Origin of the sequence: Muribacter muris (genome assembly GCF_001038205.1) — a bacterium.
Lineage (GTDB): Bacteria > Pseudomonadota > Gammaproteobacteria > Enterobacterales > Pasteurellaceae > Muribacter > Muribacter muris.
Map to the genome: position 1 here is coordinate 1 of NZ_JWIZ01000008.1, position 20,737 is coordinate 20,737.

Annotated in this window: 22 protein-coding genes, 1 tRNA gene and 1 pseudogene; 17 read left to right on the plus strand and 7 right to left on the minus strand. The window is 44.9% G+C overall.

The window, feature by feature from the left end; genetic code table 11:
• Positions 1-539: pseudogene (locus RO21_RS01375) on the minus strand (hypothetical protein); the annotation flags it as partial.
• Positions 540-682: 143 nt separating this feature from the next.
• Here RO21_RS01375 and RO21_RS13610 point away from each other — a divergent pair.
• The 3 genes from RO21_RS13610 to RO21_RS01385 all read left to right on the plus strand — a co-directional run bounded on the left by RO21_RS13610 (position 683) and on the right by RO21_RS01385 (position 1,860).
• Complete coding sequence (locus RO21_RS13610; RefSeq protein WP_277619724.1) at positions 683-814, plus strand: hypothetical protein; 132 nt, start codon at positions 683-685, stop codon at positions 812-814.
• Positions 815-914: 100 nt separating this feature from the next.
• Positions 915-1,682 carry a DNA polymerase III subunit epsilon gene (gene dnaQ, locus RO21_RS01380; RefSeq protein ID WP_047976012.1) on the plus strand — a complete coding sequence of 256 codons (768 nt, stop codon included), beginning with the start codon at positions 915-917 and terminating at the stop codon, positions 1,680-1,682.
• A gap of 101 nt (positions 1,683-1,783) precedes the next feature.
• A tRNA-Asp gene (locus RO21_RS01385) sits at positions 1,784-1,860 on the plus strand.
• A gap of 143 nt (positions 1,861-2,003) precedes the next feature.
• Here the strand turns inward: RO21_RS01385 and RO21_RS01390 are convergent.
• The 3 genes from RO21_RS01390 to lolD form a co-directional block, all read right to left on the minus strand.
• Positions 2,004-2,990, minus strand: coding sequence for an amidohydrolase family protein (locus RO21_RS01390; protein ID WP_047976013.1), 987 nt, complete (start codon positions 2,988-2,990; stop codon positions 2,004-2,006).
• Positions 2,991-3,467: 477 nt separating this feature from the next.
• Entirely contained in the window at positions 3,468-4,718 is a 1,251-nt protein-coding gene (lolE, locus tag RO21_RS01395) for a lipoprotein-releasing ABC transporter permease subunit LolE (protein WP_047976014.1), read from the minus strand.
• A complete protein-coding gene (gene lolD, locus RO21_RS01400; RefSeq protein WP_047976015.1) occupies positions 4,718-5,404 on the minus strand; it encodes a lipoprotein-releasing ABC transporter ATP-binding protein LolD in 687 nt (228 codons plus the stop codon). The genes lolE and lolD overlap by 1 nt, the downstream gene beginning before the upstream one ends.
• 172 nt (positions 5,405-5,576) lie before the next feature.
• Between lolD and eno the strand changes: the two genes are divergently transcribed.
• The 3 genes from eno to pyrE all read left to right on the plus strand — a co-directional run bounded on the left by eno (position 5,577) and on the right by pyrE (position 8,082).
• The gene (gene eno, locus RO21_RS01405) at positions 5,577-6,878 is read left to right on the plus strand and encodes a phosphopyruvate hydratase (protein WP_047976016.1); all 1,302 of its coding nucleotides are present in this window, start codon (positions 5,577-5,579) and stop codon (positions 6,876-6,878) included.
• Positions 6,879-6,943: 65 nt separating this feature from the next.
• Entirely contained in the window at positions 6,944-7,357 is a 414-nt protein-coding gene (locus tag RO21_RS01410) for a DUF2251 domain-containing protein (protein WP_047976017.1), read from the plus strand.
• A gap of 83 nt (positions 7,358-7,440) precedes the next feature.
• Complete coding sequence (gene pyrE, locus RO21_RS01415; protein WP_047976018.1) at positions 7,441-8,082, plus strand: orotate phosphoribosyltransferase; 642 nt, start codon at positions 7,441-7,443, stop codon at positions 8,080-8,082.
• A 196-nt stretch (positions 8,083-8,278) separates the two neighbouring features.
• Here pyrE and dusA read toward each other — a convergent pair whose 3' ends face one another.
• Positions 8,279-9,256 (minus strand): tRNA dihydrouridine(20/20a) synthase DusA, encoded by a 978-nt coding sequence (gene dusA, locus RO21_RS01420; protein WP_047976019.1) that lies wholly within the window; start codon positions 9,254-9,256, stop codon positions 8,279-8,281.
• Between the two features lie 167 nt (positions 9,257-9,423).
• Positions 9,424-10,005 (minus strand): Fe-S biogenesis protein NfuA, encoded by a 582-nt coding sequence (nfuA, locus tag RO21_RS01425; protein WP_047976020.1) that lies wholly within the window; start codon positions 10,003-10,005, stop codon positions 9,424-9,426.
• A gap of 452 nt (positions 10,006-10,457) precedes the next feature.
• Between nfuA and RO21_RS01430 the strand changes: the two genes are divergently transcribed.
• The 11 genes from RO21_RS01430 to mnmA all read left to right on the plus strand — a co-directional run bounded on the left by RO21_RS01430 (position 10,458) and on the right by mnmA (position 19,697).
• Entirely contained in the window at positions 10,458-11,804 is a 1,347-nt protein-coding gene (locus RO21_RS01430) for a Na(+)-translocating NADH-quinone reductase subunit A (protein ID WP_047976083.1), read from the plus strand.
• A 4-nt stretch (positions 11,805-11,808) separates the two neighbouring features.
• On the plus strand, positions 11,809-13,047 hold the full coding sequence (locus RO21_RS01435) for an NADH:ubiquinone reductase (Na(+)-transporting) subunit B (protein WP_047976021.1): 1,239 nt from the start codon (positions 11,809-11,811) through the stop codon (positions 13,045-13,047).
• A complete protein-coding gene (locus RO21_RS01440) occupies positions 13,040-13,816 on the plus strand; it encodes a Na(+)-translocating NADH-quinone reductase subunit C (protein ID WP_047976022.1) in 777 nt (258 codons plus the stop codon). Before RO21_RS01435 ends, RO21_RS01440 begins: the two co-directional genes overlap by 8 nt.
• Positions 13,816-14,439, plus strand: coding sequence for an NADH:ubiquinone reductase (Na(+)-transporting) subunit D (locus tag RO21_RS01445; RefSeq protein WP_047976023.1), 624 nt, complete (start codon positions 13,816-13,818; stop codon positions 14,437-14,439). The genes RO21_RS01440 and RO21_RS01445 overlap by 1 nt, the downstream gene beginning before the upstream one ends.
• 3 nt (positions 14,440-14,442) lie before the next feature.
• Positions 14,443-15,039 carry an NADH:ubiquinone reductase (Na(+)-transporting) subunit E gene (gene nqrE, locus RO21_RS01450; RefSeq protein WP_047976024.1) on the plus strand — a complete coding sequence of 199 codons (597 nt, stop codon included), beginning with the start codon at positions 14,443-14,445 and terminating at the stop codon, positions 15,037-15,039.
• A gap of 12 nt (positions 15,040-15,051) precedes the next feature.
• Complete coding sequence (nqrF, locus tag RO21_RS01455) at positions 15,052-16,284, plus strand: NADH:ubiquinone reductase (Na(+)-transporting) subunit F (protein ID WP_047976025.1); 1,233 nt, start codon at positions 15,052-15,054, stop codon at positions 16,282-16,284.
• 133 nt (positions 16,285-16,417) lie between these two features.
• Entirely contained in the window at positions 16,418-17,461 is a 1,044-nt protein-coding gene (locus RO21_RS01460) for an FAD:protein FMN transferase (RefSeq protein ID WP_047976026.1), read from the plus strand.
• Between the two features lie 86 nt (positions 17,462-17,547).
• Positions 17,548-17,793 (plus strand): (Na+)-NQR maturation NqrM, encoded by a 246-nt coding sequence (nqrM, locus tag RO21_RS01465; RefSeq protein WP_047976027.1) that lies wholly within the window; start codon positions 17,548-17,550, stop codon positions 17,791-17,793.
• 80 nt (positions 17,794-17,873) lie between these two features.
• The gene (locus tag RO21_RS01470) at positions 17,874-18,092 is read left to right on the plus strand and encodes a tautomerase family protein (RefSeq protein WP_047976028.1); all 219 of its coding nucleotides are present in this window, start codon (positions 17,874-17,876) and stop codon (positions 18,090-18,092) included.
• An 88-nt stretch (positions 18,093-18,180) separates the two neighbouring features.
• Entirely contained in the window at positions 18,181-18,534 is a 354-nt protein-coding gene (locus RO21_RS13090) for a hypothetical protein (protein ID WP_047976029.1), read from the plus strand.
• A gap of 11 nt (positions 18,535-18,545) precedes the next feature.
• Complete coding sequence (mnmA, locus tag RO21_RS01480; protein ID WP_047976030.1) at positions 18,546-19,697, plus strand: tRNA 2-thiouridine(34) synthase MnmA; 1,152 nt, start codon at positions 18,546-18,548, stop codon at positions 19,695-19,697.
• Between the two features lie 25 nt (positions 19,698-19,722).
• On the opposite strand, the gene RO21_RS01485 is transcribed toward mnmA, so the two are convergent.
• The gene (locus RO21_RS01485) at positions 19,723-20,736 is read right to left on the minus strand and encodes an ABC transporter ATP-binding protein (protein WP_047976031.1); all 1,014 of its coding nucleotides are present in this window, start codon (positions 20,734-20,736) and stop codon (positions 19,723-19,725) included.
• Between the last annotated feature and the right edge of the window lies 1 nt (position 20,737).

Sequence of the window (20,737 nt, forward strand, 5' to 3'; positions counted from 1 at the left end):
CTGTTTACTTTCGCCGTTTCCGCTTCCAAGCGTTTTGCACTGTCCGCCACATTTTTCTGCGCTACCGCTAATTGCTGGCGAGCAGTTTCCAACTCACGTTGTGCCGCTTGTTTCGCTGCGGCTTCACTGTTTACTTTCGCCGTTTCCGCTTCCAAACGTTTTGCACTGTCGGCAACATTTTTCTGCGCTGCCGCTAATTGCTGACGGGCTGTTTCTAATTCTTTTTGTAGTGTTGAATTTGTTTTAGGTTGTTCAGCATTTTTCTGTAACTCGGCAATTTTTTTCTCCGCCGTAGCAAGATTTGCTTTCGCCTCAGCTAAATTTTGTTCCGCCTGTTCTTTGGCTTTCTGACTGGCTGCCATCGCATTTTTTGCCGCTGCTTGTTCTGCTTTAACTTGTTCTTTTAATTGATGAATTTGTTTGATTTGCTTTGCATTATCGTTGTTACTGGTACTCGAACCACCACCGCCACTACTACACGCAGCAACGCCAAGAGACACTAACAAAGCAAGGGCTGTTTTTGATAATTGAGATTGCATAGGAAAAGTCCTTATTGGTAAGAAAATTAAACAAAGATTGTTGATTTTAGTCGCAACTAAAATGCTAAGCGATTATAAATGAAATACACTTCTTTTTTTTTTTTTGCATTTCTTTACATAATATAGAGCTTTTAGGAGGTGTTATGCGTATAACTATCGAGATGTCTTACCACAAGCGCCCTGTTCGCTACATTTATTTACAGTTAAAAGTTCAGCTTAAACATCGGCAATGGCAACTGGTGATTAAAGGTAGCGTTCGCCCGCAAGAAAAGTAAGCCAACGGGTGTGGCTTTGGTTATAATAACGGCTTGTTAAGCAAGCGAACATTCTGCAAAAAATCTTGCCAAACCGACCGCTTGTTAAGGGAGAAATGAGATGAAAGAGCCGATTTTGCGCCAAGTTGTGCTAGATACGGAAACTACCGGTATGAACTTTAACGGTGCACCGCATATTGGGCATAATATTATTGAGATTGGGGCGGTGGAAGTGGTAAATCGCCGTTTAACCGGCAGAACCTTCCACGTGTATATTAAACCGCCGAGGGAGGTGGACGAGGAAGCGATTAAGGTTCACGGTATCACCAATGAGATGCTGGTGGATAAGCCGAGCTTTGCCGAGATTGCCGATGAGTTTATTGCGTTTATCAACGGGGCGGAATTAGTAATTCATAACGCGCCCTTCGATGTGGGCTTTATCGACCACGAATTTTCGTTTCTGCCTAATCCGCCGGCAAAGGTGGCGGAGATGTGCGAAGTTACCGATAGCTTGCAACTGGCACGCAAAATGTACCCCGGCAAACGTAATAATTTAGATGCGCTGTGCGATCGTTTAGATATTGATAACAGTAAGCGGGTGTTGCACGGGGCGTTGCTGGATGCGGAGATCCTTGCCGATGTCTTTTTGATGATGACCGGCGGGCAGATCGCCCTGCTCGGCGAGGAGGAGCAATCGGATATGAGCGTAAACGCACAAGATGCTCACTATACGCCGATTGTTGTCGATCACAGTCATTTGGTCGTGCTACAACCGACCGAAGAGGAGTTGGCGGCTCATCAAGACTATCTTGAGCTAATCAATAAGAAGTCGAAAGGGAATTGCCTTTGGACACGGGAATTGGCGACAGAATCAACGGCAGTCAATTAAAAAATCGGCATTCTGTATAGTAAAAAACCGTTTGATATTTTTTTGAAAAAAAGTGTTTGACGCTGATCCGAGAAATCATTATTATACGCCTCGTTCGCTGCGGAGTGGTAGTTCAGCTGGTTAGAATACCTGCCTGTCACGCAGGGGGTCGCGGGTTCGAGTCCCGTCCATTCCGCCAACTAATTTAAACGTCATAATATACCTCCTTAGTACGTTAATAGGAAAAAGCCTCTAGTTACACTAGAGGCTTTTTTCTTGCTATCGTATTTATAAAAACAAAAATGGCGGAAGCCAGTTCCGCCGTATTTGCTCATTTATCATTTACAGTAAACCAAGCACCTTACGCCCATTGGTGCTGGCGATATTTGCCATTTCATCTAGGTTGGTAAAGCGACAACCGGCAGAGAGTAGGCTTAATTCCTGCCACATATCGCCCTCACACAGCGGCACCATATAGTCGCAGATATTATCCGTACCAATCGCAACGGTAATGCCTTCGGGGATCATTTCATCCGCCGGTGTTAAGGCATTATGGAACGGCAGCACTTCGTCTTTACGAGGGCTGTCAATCCACGCCATCGGGCAGGCAATCATCATCATATCGCAGGCTTTCATTTTTTTATACAGCATTTGGCGGTACTCTTTCGGGTGTGCGCCAATCGAAATCCCGTGAATCGCCACAACCCGCCCTTGCATTCCGTGTTCCATTGATTTATCGCACAACTGCTCCGTTTCTTTCTCTTTTTGGGTATTGAATTGGTCAACGTGAACGTGCAACATTTTGCCCTGCGATTTCGCCGTGTCCATTAAAATATCCATCGCTTCCAGCCCTTTGCCGTAGTCCAATTCATCACGGTAAGGCAAACCGCCAATCATATCCACCATTTCCGAGCCGATATCAAACCATTTACGCGCATTCGGTTCAATCACCCCCTTGAGCGTTTGATTGGCAAATTTCAGCACAATATCGTTTTTATACACTTCACGGGCTTTGTGTGCCGCAATGATCGCACGGTCTTCGCACACTTGGTCAATATCGACAAATGTGCCGAACGCCGTTACCCCTTGGGAAATCATCAGCTCAATCGCTTGGCTAAAACGGCGGTAGTAATCTTCTACGCTCGACTGACGTTTCACCTCGTCCACTAAATCCCATTTCTGTTGCAAATTTGCCTCTTGATAAATTTTGATTTTTTCCGGCGTCATCGTAAAGGCACGGTCTGCGTGAGCGTGAGAATTTACCCAGCCGCCTTTTTTAATCACTTCATCACGAATATGGCTTTTTAATGTACGAATCAATTGGCTCATTGCTTATCCTCTATGATCTGAATTTTGGGCAAAAAAAAAGATCTCACGTTACGCAAGATCTTGTCGAAATAAAAAAGAGCTAAACCTCGTAATGATGCGAAGTTTAGCTTTAAAAAAGAAATTAAACAGGTTAAATTTAGTTTGTGGTTCATTACTAGTTCCCTATGGCACTAGAGGCGTAGTATAAATTTTTTAGGCGGAAAATGCAAACGTTTGCTTATAGGTTTACCCTTTTAAACAAGCGGTGAGATTAGCCGTTTTTTCCAATACTATATAGCTGTTGCACAAAGTTGTTTTTTATTCAATTGTAGGGACACACTGCGTGTGTCCGGATTTCAACCTATTGGAATAATTTGATTTTTATAAACGACACACGCAGTGTGTCCCTACATTCCGTTAAAATTTCTATTTTTGTGCATTTGCAACATAATACCGTTTTTTCACAAAACTCGGCATAACTGGTCGCTTGTATAAGAGCTAATGCCCGCTTAACACTTTTGCCGGCTCCAGTTTCGCCGCTCGGACGGCAGGATAAAGGCTGGCAAGCAGGCTAAGCACCAGCGTGGCAAGCAGCACCCATACAATGTCCAACCAATAAATTTCACTTGGCAGAAAATCAATAAAATAGATACCGTCAGAGAGTAGTTTCACCTCAAAAAAGCGTTCAACCCCTTGAATGATGGCAGTTAAATTAAGTGCGGTCAGTACCCCCAGCACAATGCCGCATACAGCCCCTTTCATTCCGGAAATCAAGCCGTACCAAAGGAAAATATGCCGAATAAAGCGATTATTCGCCCCAAGGGTTCGTTGAATGGCAATATCGCCCTGCTTATCTTTCACCGCCATCACGAGTGTTGAAATAATATTAAAGCAGGCAACGCCGATGACTAACACCATTGCGATATACATTACCGCGCGGATCAACTGAATATCGTTGTACATATAGCCAAATTTTTCGATCCACTTTTGCAGATAGAGCGGCTGAGGATACCCCGCCAATTCGTGAAAAGTGAGTTGGTTGATGTCTAACGGCTTTTTAACCGCCATTTCAATCCCTGACACCTGATCCGGCTGATATTCAAGCAGTTCTTGCGCCGTTTGCAACGGTAATAAGGCGTAGCTGTGATCGAGCTGACCGTCCAAACGCAAAATACCGCTCACTGTTTGCGTAAAACGCAATGGCTGGGCTAAATTGCCGTCATCACTCGGCTGTGGCAGCAGTAAGGTAACATCATCGCCGACCTCAATTTCCAACGCCCGTGCAATACCTGCCCCCAAAATCAGCCCGCCTTGTTGTTGAAACTGCTGCCATTGGCTCGCTTCAATAAATTGATTAAGCCGACTAACCTGCATCTGTTTGCTCGGCTCAATCCCTTTGACTTGGGCAATTTTGAGCTTAGCGCCGTTTTCAATCAGCGCAGTAAAGCTGACAAACGGCGAACTTGCCACAATATCTGAGTTATCGGCAAGGCGCTGCGCTAACTCGGTATAGTGCGAAATCGGCTGAGGCTCGCCATTGTCGTAACTCAATAACTCGGCGTGCGGCACAACAGAAAGTACCCGCTGGTTCAGCTCCCGTTCAAAGCCGTTCATTGCACTTAAACCGATAATTAGCACGGCTACGCCAAGGGCAATACCGACACTGGAAAACAGTGAAATCAGCGACACCAAGCGGTTTTTTTGCTGGCTGCGTTGATAACGCCAGCTAATAAAAAAGGGAGTATTCATTAAACGCCCTCACGCAATACACCGTCTTGCATCAGTAGGCAGCGGTTAAGTTTATTGGCTAAATTAAGATCGTGAGTTACCAACAAAAACGCAATCTGTTGCTCTTGGTTAAGCTGACTAATCAGCTCAAAAATGCTTTCGGTGGTCTTTTGATCGAGATTACCGGTCGGTTCATCCGCCAACACTAATGCCGGCTGATTAACCAACGCCCGTGCAATCGCTACCCGCTGCCGCTCGCCGCCCGATAGGGCTGACGGGCGGTGTGCAATACGATGAGATAATCCGACCGCTTGCAACATTTTTTCCGCCCGATCTTTTGCTTCGGTTTTGTTCTGCTTGCCAATCAGCATCGGCATCATCACATTTTCTAAGGCACTGAAATCCGCCATTAAATGATGAAATTGATAAACAAAGCCCAAATGCTGATTTCGCAATTTTGCCAACGCATTGCTGCTTAACTGTTGTAGCGACTGCCCTTGGATAAACACTTCGCCGCTAGAAGGTTGATCTAAACCGCCAAGGGTATGTAATAAGGTACTTTTTCCCGAACCGGAGCTGCCGACAATCGCCGCTAGCTCACCACAGTTCATTGAAAAAGAAACATTTTTTAGAATTTGAGTAGCATTCTCGCCCTCTTGATAAGATTTGCTGAGATTCACACAGCGAAGCAATTCGGTTTTGGTCATAATTGGTCTCAAAAAAGGTTATCGTGCTATTTTGCAAAAATAACCCTTTCGGATCAAATTACTTTTAAATTTTGTGAAGTAAATCACTTTTTTGCAAGACAAAACCGCGCGATTCCTTTAGTATATAGCCGTTTTTTCACATTAAATCTCAACTTTATTAGAGGATATTAAAATGGCAAAAATCGTTAAAGTGATTGGTCGTGAGATCATTGACTCTCGTGGTAACCCAACCGTCGAAGCGGAAGTTCACCTTGAAGGCGGCTTTGTCGGCTTGGCGGCTGCACCGTCCGGCGCATCAACCGGTTCTCGTGAAGCATTAGAATTGCGTGACGGCGATAAAGCCCGTTTCTTAGGTAAAGGCGTATTAAAAGCTGTTGCTGCGGTGAACAACGACATTGCACAAGCTATCTTAGGCAAAGATGCATCTAACCAAGCAGAAATCGACCAAATTATGATCGACTTAGACGGCACAGATAACAAATCAAAATTCGGTGCAAATGCCATCTTAGCCGTCTCTTTAGCGAATGCCAAAGCGGCAGCGGCATCAAAAGGTTTACCGCTTTATGCACACATTGCCGAACTTAACGGCACACCGGGCGTGTACTCTATGCCATTACCGATGATGAACATCATCAACGGTGGCGAGCACGCAGATAACAACGTGGATATTCAAGAATTTATGATCCAACCGGTTGGTGCAAAAACCTTAAAAGAAGCGCTACGCATTGGTGCAGAAGTATTCCACAACCTTGCGAAAGTATTAAAAGCGAAAGGCTTAAATACCGCAGTAGGTGATGAGGGCGGCTTCGCACCAAACCTTGCTTCTAATGCCGATGCGTTAGCCTGTATCAAAGAAGCTGTTGAAAAAGCAGGTTATGTGTTAGGTAAAGACGTAACCTTAGCAATGGACTGTGCTTCTTCCGAGTTCTACAACAAAGAAACCGGTCAATACGAAATGAAAGGCGAAGGCAAAACCTTCACTTCACAAGAATTTACCCACTACTTAGAAGGGTTATGCAAAGAGTATCCGATCGTGTCTATCGAAGACGGTCAAGACGAGTCCGATTGGGAAGGCTTTGCTTACCAAACTAAAGTGTTAGGCGATAAAGTACAATTAGTCGGCGACGACTTATTCGTTACCAACACCAAAATCTTAAAAGAAGGGATTGAGAAAGGCATTGCCAACTCCATCTTAATCAAGTTCAACCAAATCGGTTCATTAACTGAAACCTTAGCGGCAATCAAAATGGCGAAAGATGCCGGTTACACCGCTGTTATTTCACACCGTTCAGGCGAAACCGAAGATGCGACTATCGCTGATTTAGCAGTAGGTACGGCAGCAGGTCAAATCAAAACCGGTTCAATGAGCCGTTCAGACCGTGTTGCGAAATACAACCAACTTATCCGCATTGAAGAAGCATTAGGCGATAAAGCACCGTTCAACGGCTTAAAAGAAGTGAAAGGTCAAGCATAATCGTTTACCGATTAAATCAAGCCACCAACTTTGGTGGCTTTTTTGCACGACAAAAAGGACATACAATGCTATATTCCGTAATTGATGATCATCTCCATATTGGCAGCCCTTACCGCACCGGCGCACACTCCACGCAGCACGAACATCTGGTGGTAATGTTTGAAGATGACGGCGAAACGGGCTTCTTTTATGCAATGGATCTGCACCAAACCGCCCAACCGGTAGTTGACAGCCTATTTGTCTATCGGGTCAGCGACATTGAACAGCACACCCTAAAAGAACCCCGCCGCTTACAAATTTGCTGGTCGGAAGACGGCTATACCGCCTTTTTAATGATCAACGAATACCCGCACGCCGTCTTCGATTTCAGAGCGTTTATCGGCTATAACCGCACCAAGCTCCCCGACATCGAATTAGGCAGTATGTGGCAACATAAAGAAACGACTCCCTCCCTTGTTGAACAGTGGTTTAGGGGATAGTGTTAGGAAAAACTACTCATTTTGCAGCGATTGTTGCAAAATAAACGGAAACCAACCGCTTGTTCACTTAAAAGGATACAAAAATGGAACAATATAAACGTGATTTTATTGAATTTGCCCTTAGCCGTGAGGTGCTGAAATTTGGTGAATTTACTCTGAAATCCGGCAGAATTAGCCCTTATTTTTTTAATGCCGGTCTGTTTAATACGGGGCGGGATTTAGCTAAGCTCGGTGAGTTTTATGCTCAAGCGATTCAGTCTGCGGGGTTGAATTTTGATGTGCTATTCGGGCCGGCGTACAAAGGCATTCCGATTGCGACGACCGTTGCGGTTGCACTTGCCAATCAATTTAATCTGGATAAACCTTGTTGCTTTAACCGTAAGGAAGCGAAGGATCACGGGGAAGGCGGTAATTTAATCGGCAGTGCATTGGCAGGTGATATTTTATTAGTGGATGATGTGATCACCGCCGGTACGGCAATTCGTGAGTCAATGGCGATTATTCAGGCAAATCAGGCTAATTTAGTCGGGGTATTGATTGCGCTTAACCGTAAAGAAAAGGGCAAAGGCGAGCTGTCGGCAATTCAGGAAGTTGAGCGGGATTATGGGTGCAAGGTGTTTTCAATTATTGATTTTGACGATTTATTGCAATTTATTGAACAATCGCCTAAATATGCGCCTTATTTAGCTGCGATGAAAGCCTATCGTGAGCAGTACGGCGTTTAGCCTCACGGTTAATAGTTGTTTATAGGCTGGGGCACAATGCTTGTGTCCGTTTAACTACATCTTGAGACTGTATGATGTGATGACGAGCGTTAATGTGGCGACACTGCAATAGTGTTGAAATATCTATTTTTATGCGTTTGCCATATAAAATTGCAAAAAAGTCAGCAAAACGCCCCGCTTGTTGGGGCGTTTTCGGCTAGGGTTGATTTTCGACAAACCGCAGTGCCTGTTCAATCACTTCAACGCCGGCACCTGTCTTACAAGCATTCTCGCTTAAATGCCGCCGCCACTGCCTTGCACCTTTGCAATTTTGGAATGCACCGAGCAGATGGCGTGCAATGTGGTTGAGGTACACCCCTTCGGCGAGTTGTTGCTCAATATAAGGTAGCATTTTTTCAATCGCTTGCATTGGCGTGATAATGGGCGCATTAGGATCAAACAATGCTTGGTCGATTTGCCCCAATAGGCTTGGGTTTTGATAGGCTTCCCGTCCGACCATTACGCCATCAACATATTGCAGATGGTGTTTGATCTCCTCAATCGTTTTTATGCCGCCGTTGATGCTGATATTTAAGTGCGGAAAATCCCGCTTAAGCTGGTAAACCCGTTCATAATCAAGAGGCGGGATTTCCCGATTTTCTTTCGGGCTTAACCCTGTCAGCCACGCTTTGCGGGCGTGGACGATAAAGTCAGTGCAATAAGGCTGTATTTTTTCAATAAAATCGCGCAGAAACTCATAGCTGTCCAGCTCGTCAATACCGATACGGTGTTTGACGGTAACAGGGATTGCTACCGTTTCTTTCATCGCTTCGACACAACGGGCGACCAGCTCGGCATTTGCCATTAAACACGCCCCGAACATACCGTTTTGCACCCGATCGGACGGGCAACCGACATTAAGATTGATTTCGGCATAACCACGCTGTGCTACTAATTTGGCACACTCGGCTAATTGGTTCGGATCGCTGCCGCCCAGTTGCAATGCGACCGGATTTTCAGCCGGATCGTACGCCAACAAGTCATATTTGGCGTGTAAAATTGCCGGTGCGGTGATCATTTCGGTGTAAAGCAGGGCATATCGGCTAAACTGGCGGTGGAAATAACGGCAATGGCGGGTTGTCCAATCCAGCATCGGTGCAACGGAAAAACGCCCTCGGTAATCAGTTTGTCGCATAGGATTTTTTATCTTTTTGGTCTTTTCAAGCGGTTAGTTAAGCGGGAAAATGTGCAATTCTCTAGTCAGTATAAATTGCTACGCCATGTGAGCGTAGGGACACTGCTTAGTACCCTACACGATGAACAAAGCCCACGTTTTGCAACGGTGAGCTAATATCGGCAAAATTAGTAGTATGAATGTTCGCCGTGTTGATGCTCCGTCGCATCTTTCACACCGACTAATTCATCGGGGAAGAGAGCCAATAGCTGCTTTTCAATCCCCTCTTTCAAGGTAACGTCCACCATAGAGCAACCGTTACACCCGCCGCCAAACTGCAAAATCGCATATTTATCTTCGGTAATCTCAATCAGCGTAACTCGTCCGCCGTGATTGGCAAGTTGCGGATTGACTTGGGTTTGAATAACATAATCAAGACGCTCAATAAACGGCGCATCGTCCGCAACTTTACGCATTTTAGCGTTCGGCGCTTTCATCGTAAGCTGTGCCCCCATCGGATCGGTAACATAATCAATTTCCGCTTCATCTAAAAATGGCAGACTGACATCATCAATAAAGGCAGAAAATTCTGTGTATTTGACTTCGGTGTCCGTTTCTTCAACCGCATTTGGCGGGCAGTAAGAAACGCCGCACTCGGCGCTTGGCGTACCGGGATTCACCACGAAAATACGGATATTTGTGCCTTCTTCTTGTTGATCGAGCAGTTTGCGGAAATGGGCTTGTGCCGCCGCTGAAATTTGAATATTCATTGTGTGTCCGTTTGCAAATTGAAATTGTGGCTATTGTAGCCTTATTGAATTTTTTTGACTAGCATCAAATTCCATTCCGCTTTTTTAAGTTATAAGTGTGTAAATTATTTACAAAAATGTGAAAAAATATGAGTGATTGTAAATAAAAATAAGGCTTTTCAAGCGGAAAACGGGCGAAAATGTAACAGATAAAATTTGATTTAGTTCAAATTATTCGGGATAAATGTTAAAAAAATGTGGTTAAACTAGCAATAAATGGCGATTTTCGGGTAGAATAACGCATTTATTTTATCTTGCCGAAAAGATAAGAAACCGAATTTGAGAACTTAATGTGGTGTGCAAAGGTAAGTGGGGGAACTCAACGTTTATCTTTGATGTCGCCACGGCTCAATAGAAGCGATTGCAATGTATGCAATCATATTTTTAACCCAACAAAAAGTAGTGCAAACAATATGATTACAATTAAACAAGGCTTAGATCTTCCGATTACGGGAAATCCTGAGCAAGTAATCCATAACGGCAATGCCGTTACTGAAGTTGCTGTGCTTGGCGAAGAATATGTGGGTATGCGTCCTTCAATGAAAGTGCGTGAAGGCGATGTGGTGAAGAAAGGTCAGGTTCTTTTTGAAGATAAAAAGAACGCAGGCGTGGTCTTCACTGCCCCTGCAAGCGGTGTGATCACGGCGATAAATCGCGGTGAAAAACGTGTTCTTCAGTCAGTCGTGATTAAAGTTGAGGGTGATGAGCAAATTACCTTTAGTCGCTATGCTGCCACTGAACTTGCCTCTTTAACCGGCGAGCAAGTGAAAGCGAACTTGGTGGCATCGGGATTGTGGACGGCATTCCGTACCCGCCCGTTCAGCAAAGTGCCAGCCTTAGATGCCGAACCGTCTTCTATTTTCGTCAATACGATGGATACCAATCCGTTAGCGGCAAATCCTGATGTGATTTTAAACGAGCATAAACAGGATTTTGTGGATGGTTTAACCGTACTTGGTCGTTTATTTGAAGGTAAGAAAACCATTCATTTATGCCAATCGCCAAAGAGCGAACAGATCGGCACAGCGGTTGCGAATGTGAAAGTGGCGACCTTTGACGGTCCACACCCTGCGGGATTAAGCGGGACGCATATTCACTTTATCGATCCGGTCAGTGCGACAAAACAGGTTTGGTATTTGAACTATCAAGATGTGGTTGCTATCGGTAAATTATTTACTACCGGTGAGTTGTTTACCGACAGAATTGTCGCATTAGCCGGCCCGCAAGTGAAACAACCGCGTTTGGTGCGTACCCGTTTAGGCGCGAAGCTGTCTGACTTGGTCGCCAACGAATTAAATGCCGGTGAAAACCGCGTGATTTCCGGCTCGGTATTAAGCGGTATGACGGCAACAGGCGCACACGACTATTTGGGACGCTATGCGTTGCAAGTTTCCGTATTAGCGGAAGGGCGTGAGCAAGAGCTCTTCGGAATGATTGCCCCGTACTCGCACAAATTCTCCATTACACGCACGGTATTGGGTGCATTCAGCAAGAAGCTGTTTAACTTTACAACCGCAGTAAACGGCGGTCATCGTGCAATGGTGCCAATCGGTGCGTATGAGCGTGTGATGCCGTTAGATATTCTGCCGACATTATTGTTGCGTGATCTCTGTGCGGGAGATACCGATTCTGCTCAAGCATTAGGTTGCTTAGAGTTAGATGAAGAAGATTTGGCGCTGTGTACCTTTGTGTGTCCGGGCAAAAACGAGTACGGCCCACTATTGCGTCAAGCGTTAGATAAGATCGAGAAGGAAGGTTAATCAAATGGCTTTAAAAGATCTTTTTCATAAAATGGAACCGGCTTTCCAAAAAGGCGGAAAGTACGAAAAATGGTACACCCTGTTTGAAGCGGTGTATTCCATTGTCTATACGTCCGGAGCGGTTACCCAAAAAGATGCGCACGTGCGTGATGCGATCGATTCAAAACGTATGATGCTGATTGTGTGGCTCGCGTTATTTCCGGCAATGTTCTACGGAATGTATAACGTTGGGGCACAGTCTATTATGGCGTTAGGTGCAGGCGATTTTGCGCAAAACGTGACTGCGAGCATCGCAAAAGACTGGCATTTCGCCTTAGCGAATAGCTTTGGTGTGTTATCTCAAGATGCCGGCGTGTTGGCGAAAATGTTGCTTGGGGCGATTTTCTTCCTACCAATTTACTTGACCATTTTTGCGGTCGGTGGTTTCTGGGAAGTGCTGTTTGCAATGGTGCGTAAACACGAAATCAATGAAGGTTTCTTCGTTACCTCTATCTTATTAGCGTTAATCGTGCCGCCAACATTACCATTGTGGCAAGCGGCGTTAGCGGCAAGTTTTGGGGTGGTTGTTGCGAAAGAAGTGTTCGGCGGTGTCGGTAAAAACTTTATGAACCCGGCATTAGCGGGACGTGCGTTTTTATTCTTCGCTTATCCGGCACAGATTTCCGGCGATTTAGTGTGGACAGCTGCGGACGGTTTCTCCGGCGCAACAGCACTTTCGCAATGGAGTATGGGCGGCGAAGCGGCATTAAAACACGTTGCGACCGGCGAAACGATCACTTGGATGGATGCGTTTTTAGGTAACATTCCGGGTTCAATGGGTGAAGTATCGACCCTCGCGTTATTGATCGGTGCGGCGATTATTGTGTTTGCCCGTATTGCTTCTTGGCGCATTATTGCCGGTGTAATGATCGGTATGGCGGCAACAGCGACCTTATTCAACGTTATCGGTTCAGACACTAACCCAATGTTTGCAATGCCTTGGCACTGGCACTTAGTGCTTGGCGGCTTTGCTATCGGTATGTTCTTTATGGCAACTGATCCGGTTTCCGCTTCCTTTACCAATAAAGGGAAATGGTGGTACGGTATCCTCATCGGCTTTATGTGTGTGTTAATTCGTGTGGTCAATCCGGCATATCCGGAAGGTATGATGTTAGCGATCTTATTTGCTAACCTATTTGCCCCACTGATTGACCACATTGTGGTTCGAGCCAATATCAAACGTAGGAGAGTACGCAATGTCTAAGTTTAATAAAGATAGCGTTGGCGGAACAATCTCTATCGTTGTTCTGCTCAGTTTAATCTGTGCAATCATTGTTGCCGGTTCTGCGGTACTGCTCAAAGATACGCAAGACGAACAAAAAGCGTTAGACAAACAACGTAACATTTTAAGCGTAGCAGGTTTGCTCAAAGCAGATACTGCAAGCGGTCAGATCAAAGATATTTTTGCCAAAAGTATTGAAGCCCGTTGTGTTGAACTACATTCCGGCGACTATGTACAGTGCCCGGCAAACTTTGATGCGAAAAATGCGGCTAAAGATCCGGCACAAAGCACGGCGATTCCGGCAGAAGCCGATAAAGCCGGCTTACGCACCCGTGCAAACCTTGCTGAAGTTTATTTAGTTAAAGATGAACAAGGTCAAGTCAATCAAATCGTGTTACCGATGTACGGAACAGGATTATGGTCGGTAATGTACGGGTTCGTTTCCGTTGAACCGGACGGCAATACGATTAAAGGGATTACCTACTACGAACACGGTGAAACACCGGGGCTAGGCGGTGAAATTGAAAACCCAAGATGGCAAGCCAACTTTGTCGGTAAAAAATTACTGAACGAACAGGGCGAACCGGCAATCCGCATCGGAAAAGGTGCATCAGCAGATAAAGATCACGGCGTGGATGCGTTATCCGGCGCGACTCTAACATCAAACGGTGTGGACGGTACATTCAAATACTGGTTCGGTGCAAACGGCTTCGGTCCTTATCTTGCAAAACTTAAAGCGGGGGCAAACTAATGGCTGACTCTAAACTTAAAAAGCTACTGTTTTCGCCGGTGGTGGACAATAACCCGATTGCGTTGCAAATTTTGGGGATCTGTTCTGCCCTTGCGGTAACGACCAAACTTGAAACCGCAGTGGTAATGGGGATTGCGGTGAGTTTTGTTACGGCATTTTCGAGCTTCTTTATCTCGTTAATCCGCAACTATATTCCAAACAGTATCCGTATTATCGTACAAATGGCAATTATTGCGTCATTGGTAATTTTGGTGGATCAAATCTTGCGTGCTTACGCTTATGGCTTATCCAAGCAGCTCTCCGTATTCGTTGGTCTTATCATCACCAACTGTATCGTAATGGGGCGTGCGGAAGCGTTCGCAATGAAATCATCGCCGGTTGAGAGTTTTGTGGACGGTATCGGTAACGGCTTAGGCTATGCAGCTATCTTAGTGGTGGTGGCATTCTTCCGTGAGTTAATCGGTTCGGGCAAACTCTTTGGTATGACGATTTTCCAAACGATTCAAGATGGCGGTTGGTATCAAGCAAACGGCTTATTCCTACTCGCACCAAGTGCATTCTTTATTATCGGTTTCATCATTTGGGGCTTAAGAACCTGGAAACCGGAACAGGTGGAGAAATAGTCTATGGAACATTATATTAGCCTATTCGTTAAATCTGTCTTTATCGAAAATATGGCACTTTCTTTCTTCCTCGGAATGTGTACGTTCCTTGCAGTGTCAAAGAAAGTTTCAACCGCTTTCGGTTTAGGTATTGCGGTTATCGTGGTACTTGGCATTGCCGTGCCGGCTAACCAATTGGTTTATACTCACGTTTTGAAAGACGGTGCATTGATTGAAGGCGTTGATTTAACCTTCCTCAACTTCATCACCTTTATCGGTGTGATTGCCGCATTGGTGCAAGTGCTAGAGATGATTTTAGATAAATTCTTCCCGGCACTTTACAGTGCATTGGGGATCTTCCTACCGCTTATCACGGTAAACTGTGCAATTTTCGGTGGCGTATCCTTTATGGTACAACGTGAATATAACTTTGCCGAGTCTGTGGTTTACGGCGTAGGGGCAGGGACAGGTTGGATGTTAGCCATTGTTGCCCTTGCCGGTTTAACGGAAAAAATGAAATATTCCGATGTCCCTGCGGGCTTGCGTGGTTTAGGGATTACCTTTATCACTGCCGGTTTAATGGCACTTGGCTTTATGTCATTCTCAGGCATTCAATTATAAGGAGCGTATCGAATGGATAATTTTATTTTCGGTATTGTGGTATTTACCGCCCTTGTATTAGTGCTTGCGGTATTTATCCTTGTGGCGAAATCTAAACTGGTTGATTCAGGCGATATTACCATCTCAATCAATGAAGATCCGAACAAAGCAATTACCCTGCCTGCCGGCGGTAAACTGCTAGGTGCATTGGCAAGTAAAGGTATTTTCGTGTCTTCCGCTTGCGGTGGCGGCGGTTCTTGCGGTCAATGCGTGGTGAAAGTGAAAAGCGGTGGCGGCGAAATTTTGCCGACCGAGCTTTCTCACATCACCAAACGTGAAGCAAAAGAAGGCTATCGTCTTGCTTGCCAAGTGAATGTGAAAGGCAATATGGACGTTGAGTTGCCGGAAGAAATCTTTGGTGTGAAAAAATGGCAATGTACCGTTATCTCTAACGATAACAAAGCCACGTTCATCAAAGAGCTTAAATTGGCGATTCCGGAAGGGGAAGAAGTCCCGTTCCGTGCCGGCGGTTATATTCAAATTGAAGCACCGGCTCACACCGTGAGATACGAAGATTACAAACCGTTAATCGACGAAGAATACCACGAAGACTGGAATAAGTTCAATTTATGGCGTTATGTGTCTAAAGTAGATGAACCAATTATTCGTGCTTACTCAATGGCATCTTATCCGGAAGAGAAAGGCATTATTATGTTGAACGTGCGTATCGCAACGCCACCGCCAAATAATCCTGATGTACCGCCGGGTCAAATGTCCTCTTATATTTGGTCGTTAAAAGCGGGTGATAAAGTAACTATTTCCGGACCGTTCGGTGAATTCTTTGCCAAAGATACCGATGCGGAAATGGTCTTTATCGGCGGTGGTGCGGGTATGGCGCCGATGCGTTCCCACATTTTCGATCAGCTCAAACGTTTGAAATCAAAACGTAAAATGAGCTTTTGGTACGGTGCAAGATCGAAACGCGAAATGTTCTATGTCGAAGACTTTGACAGCCTACAAGCTGAAAATGATAACTTCGTGTGGCACGTGGCACTTTCCGATCCGCAACCGGGCGATAACTGGGACGGCTATACCGGCTTTATCCATAACGTGCTTTATGAAAACTATCTTAAAGATCACGAAGCACCGGAAGACTGTGAATACTATATGTGCGGACCACCAATTATGAACGCCTCTGTCATTAAAATGTTGAAAGATTTAGGGGTTGAAGACGAAAACATCTTACTCGATGATTTCGGCGGTTAATTGACCTAGCTTGTAAGCGGTCGGATTTGCGTATTTTTTGGCAAAACTGACCGCTTGTTTAATTGATAATGGAAAATCGGCTGGTTCAGGTGATTTCCCATTATCAATTTTTAGCATTATGAAAGGAGTTTTTGTGAAATTTAAATCACTATTTGCTCGCACCGCCACGCTATTATTTGCGTTTGGCTTGGCAGCTTGTAACAAAGAGTCCCAACAAATCACCTTTGAAGGTAAGACGATGGGCACAACCTACCATATCAAATATATAGACAACGGCACAAAAACATTACCCAAGCCGGAACTAATTAAAGAGCAGCTCGATCACTTATTGGACGTTGTCAATCAAGAAATGTCCACCTATAAAAAAGATTCGCAGATCAGCCAATTTAACCAAATGAAAGAGGTAGACAAGCCTTTTGTTATTTCCGCAGATTTTGCTAAAGTCGTTGCGGAAGCGATCCGCTTAAATCGGGTAACAGACGGCGCATTAGATATTACGGTCGGGCCTCTGGTCAATTTATGGGGATTTGGGCCGGATAAACGGTTAAATAAAGTCCCGACCCAAGCCCAAATTGATGAGCGAAGCCAGTCGGTCGGGATTGAAAAATTTGCATTAGATACGGCACAAAATACGCTGACTAAAAAAGTACCCAATCTATATTTGGATTTATCGTCCATTGCGAAAGGCTTCGGTGTAGATAAATTGGCGGAGCATCTTGAAAGTTTAGGCATTGAACACTATTTGGTAGAAATTGGCGGTGAAATCCGTGGAAAAGGGCAAAATTTGCTCGGAAAATCGTGGAATATTGCCATTGAAAAACCGGAATTTGCTCAAGCCAGTAGCAGCCAAATTACGTTGCCGCTCAATAATTTGGCGATGGCAACCTCTGGTAACTACCGCAACTATTTTGAGGACGAGCAGGGCAAACGCCTTTCACACATTATTGACGGCAAAACGCACCGCCCGATTGAGCATAACCTTGCTTCAATTACCGTGCTACACCCTAGCGCAATGACGGCGGACGGTTTATCTACAGGGCTTTTCGTTCTCGGTACGGAAAAAGCCCTTGCCGTTGCCGAACGTGAACAGCTTGCTGTCTTCTTGATTCTCAAAACGGCAAACGGCTATGAAACCCAAATGTCGAGCAGATTTGCCGCATTACTCGAACAACGTTAATTTTTAACAAGCGGTGGCGTTTAGCCCTATTTTTGCAAAAAATAGCGCATATCCGACCGCTTGCTCACAACTTTAGGAACACCCAAATGGACATTTTTTTACTCACTTTTGCTTTTTTTGTCGCCGTTATTTTTGCAATGTCAATCGGATTTATCATCAAAGGCAAAACGATTAAAGGCAGCTGCGGCGGTATTTCGGCACTCGGCATAAAAAAAGTGTGCGATTGCGAAGAGCCTTGCGATAATTTGAAATCGAAAATCGCAGACGGAACAGCCGACCCCGACGAAGTTGCCCGCTTCACAAAAACGCCGCAATTTTATGAAGTGAAATAAAGCTGAGTCATTATGAGGGGATAAAATCTTATACCCGATACAAGCGATCACCTAACACAAAAATGAGCGAGGAAAATGCAATGCCTTATGTCAATATCAAAGTTACCGGCGGTGCAGAAGCTCCCACCGCAGAGCAAAAAGCCGAATTAATTCAAGGCGTAACAGCATTACTTGCCCGTGTGCTGAATAAAAACCCTGAAACTACCGTTGTGGTGATTGACGAAATTCCAATGGAAAATTGGGGTATCGGCGGTAAAACGGTGGTAGAAAGACGGAAAAACATAGAAATAAAGAATTAACTGATTATTTATCGTGTAAATATGGGGAGAAATATGGGAGTAAGTCGATTGCAAGGGACATCTTGGCATACGGAGTACCTAGTAACCAATGATCTTAGAAGACACCAATCGCGTTGCATTCATTATTCTAAGCCAGATTGTACCTTATTATGTAGGCGTTGTTTTAGTTCTTCTCATTGTATCTTTTACAAAGAAAGTAGAGAAACTCAAGAAAAAAATACGGTCAAATCTTCTTTTAAGGATAGAGATGACGAAAAAGTGTATTATGATAAAAGAGTTATTGAACATATTTCACTCGGTAAGAAGGGTTACTCATAAGATATTTGGTGAAGGGACTGTGATTAAATTGGAGAAAGGGAATATTACGATTGCATTTTCTCGTTTTGTTGAAAAAACATTTAAATTAGATCTTTGCCTTAAACATAATTTAATTTCCTATTAAATAATATAATAATGAAATCAAAAACATACGATAAAAACTTCCCCGTATTAACCGCAGAGCAACTTGCCGAAAACCGTAAAAAGAAAGTGATTTGCGGAATGTCCGGCGGAGTGGACTCTTCCGTATCTGCTTTCATTCTTCAACAGCAGGGCTATCAAGTAGAAGGCCTATTTATGAAGAATTGGGAAGAAGATGACGATACGGACTACTGCACTGCCGCTGCCGATCTTGCCGATGCGCAGGCGGTTTGCGATAAGTTAGGGATAAAATTACACAAAATCAATTTTGCCGCAGAATATTGGGATAATGTTTTCGAACATTTTTTAGCGGAATACAAGGCAGGACGCACACCAAACCCGGATATTCTGTGTAATAAAGAGATTAAATTCAAAGCCTTTTTGGAATATGCTGCAGAAGATTTAGGGGCGGATTATATTGCTACCGGTCATTATGTCCGTCGTTCTCCGCACGCTCAACAGCCTCAATTATTACGGGGGCTGGATAGTAATAAAGATCAAAGTTATTTCCTCTATACGTTGAGCGAACAGCAAGTTGCGCAAAGTTTGTTTCCCGTCGGTGAATTAGAAAAACCGATTGTACGGGCGATTGCCGACGACTTAGGTCTGGCAACGGCGAAGAAAAAGGATTCAACCGGTATCTGCTTTATTGGTGAGCGTAAATTCAAGGATTTCTTAGCCCGCTATTTGCCGGCACAATCCGGCGAGATTAAGACGCTGGACGGTCAGGTTATTGGTCGCCACGACGGTTTGATGTACCATACTCTAGGGCAACGCAAGGGCTTAGGTATTGGCGGGGTCAAAGGGGCGGCAGAAAATGCGTGGTATGTTGTCGAAAAAGATGTGGAAAATAATGTATTGATTGTGGCACAGGGGCAGGATAATTCCGCCCTGCTCTCAAAAGGGCTAATCGCCGCACAATTGCATTGGGTCGATCGCCAACCAATTCGTCAAAATCTGCGCTGTACGGTGAAAACCCGCTATCGCCAAGCGGATATTGTGTGCGAAATCCAACCGATTGATGATGACAGTATTAGGGTTATTTTCGATGAGCCACAAATTGCGGTTACCCCTGGTCAATCTGCTGTTTTCTACCAAGGGGAAGTGTGCCTTGGCGGCGGAGTGATTGAGCAAGCCATAAAATAAAAAAATCCCGCATTTGCGGGATTTTTTAGTTGAAAAAGATCAGTTCCCGACACTGAAAGCCTACGCTCACGTTAGCGTGTAAGGGGAAATCTGCCATTTGGTAAGCGGTTAGATAGATACCGTTTATTGCAATTTGGTAGCGGTAATACTGCCCTAAGAACAATTTTTCAGCCACCGTGCCTTGCCCGTTCTCATCTTGTTTAAGCAAGATTTGTTCTGGACGGAGCATCCATTGATACTTGCCCGGTGCATAGTGCATCTCAGGGAAAAGATGATAGCGACCGATCGGGCTTTGCAGGCTGTGATCGGCATAAATTTCGCAGTCTAAATAGTTTGTTCCGCCTAAAAAATCGGCAACAAAGCGGTTGATCGGGTTATGATACAAGGCAGTGGGTGTGCCGAGCTGGACGATTTTGCCCCGATCCATTACCGCAATTTTGTCCGCAAACGCAAAGGCTTCCTCTTTACTGTGCGTAACGAAAATTGCCGGCACATTTTGGCTTTTCAAGATCTGTTTGATTTCTTGGATCATCGCATAGCGGGTTTGGCTGTCGATATTCGAAAACGGCTCGTCCAGCAGCAGTAATTCCGGTTTACAGGCTAAGGCTCTAGCGATTGCCACCCGCTGCTGCTGCCCACCGGAAAGTTCGTGGGGGAAGCGTTTTTCAAAGCCGGCTAATTTTACGACATTGAGCATTTTGCTCATTATCGCCTGACGCTCGGTTTTGTCCAGCTTGGTTAAGCCGAATTGTATATTATCCGCCACATTCAAGTGCGGAAAGAGCGCATAATCCTGAAAAATCAGCCCGATTTTGCGATCTTCCACACGGCAGCAGTGAACGGCTTTTCCTGCCAACGTTACGGTGCCGCTGCTGGTTGGCAGTAAGCCGGCAATCGCTTTAAGTAGCGTGGTTTTACCGCAGCCGCTTGCTCCCAGCAAACAGACAATTTCGTTTTCACCCACTTCTAAATCCAATGATTGTAAAATGTGATTTTGCCCGAATTGGCAACTTAAATTTTGAATTGCTAATAATGTCATT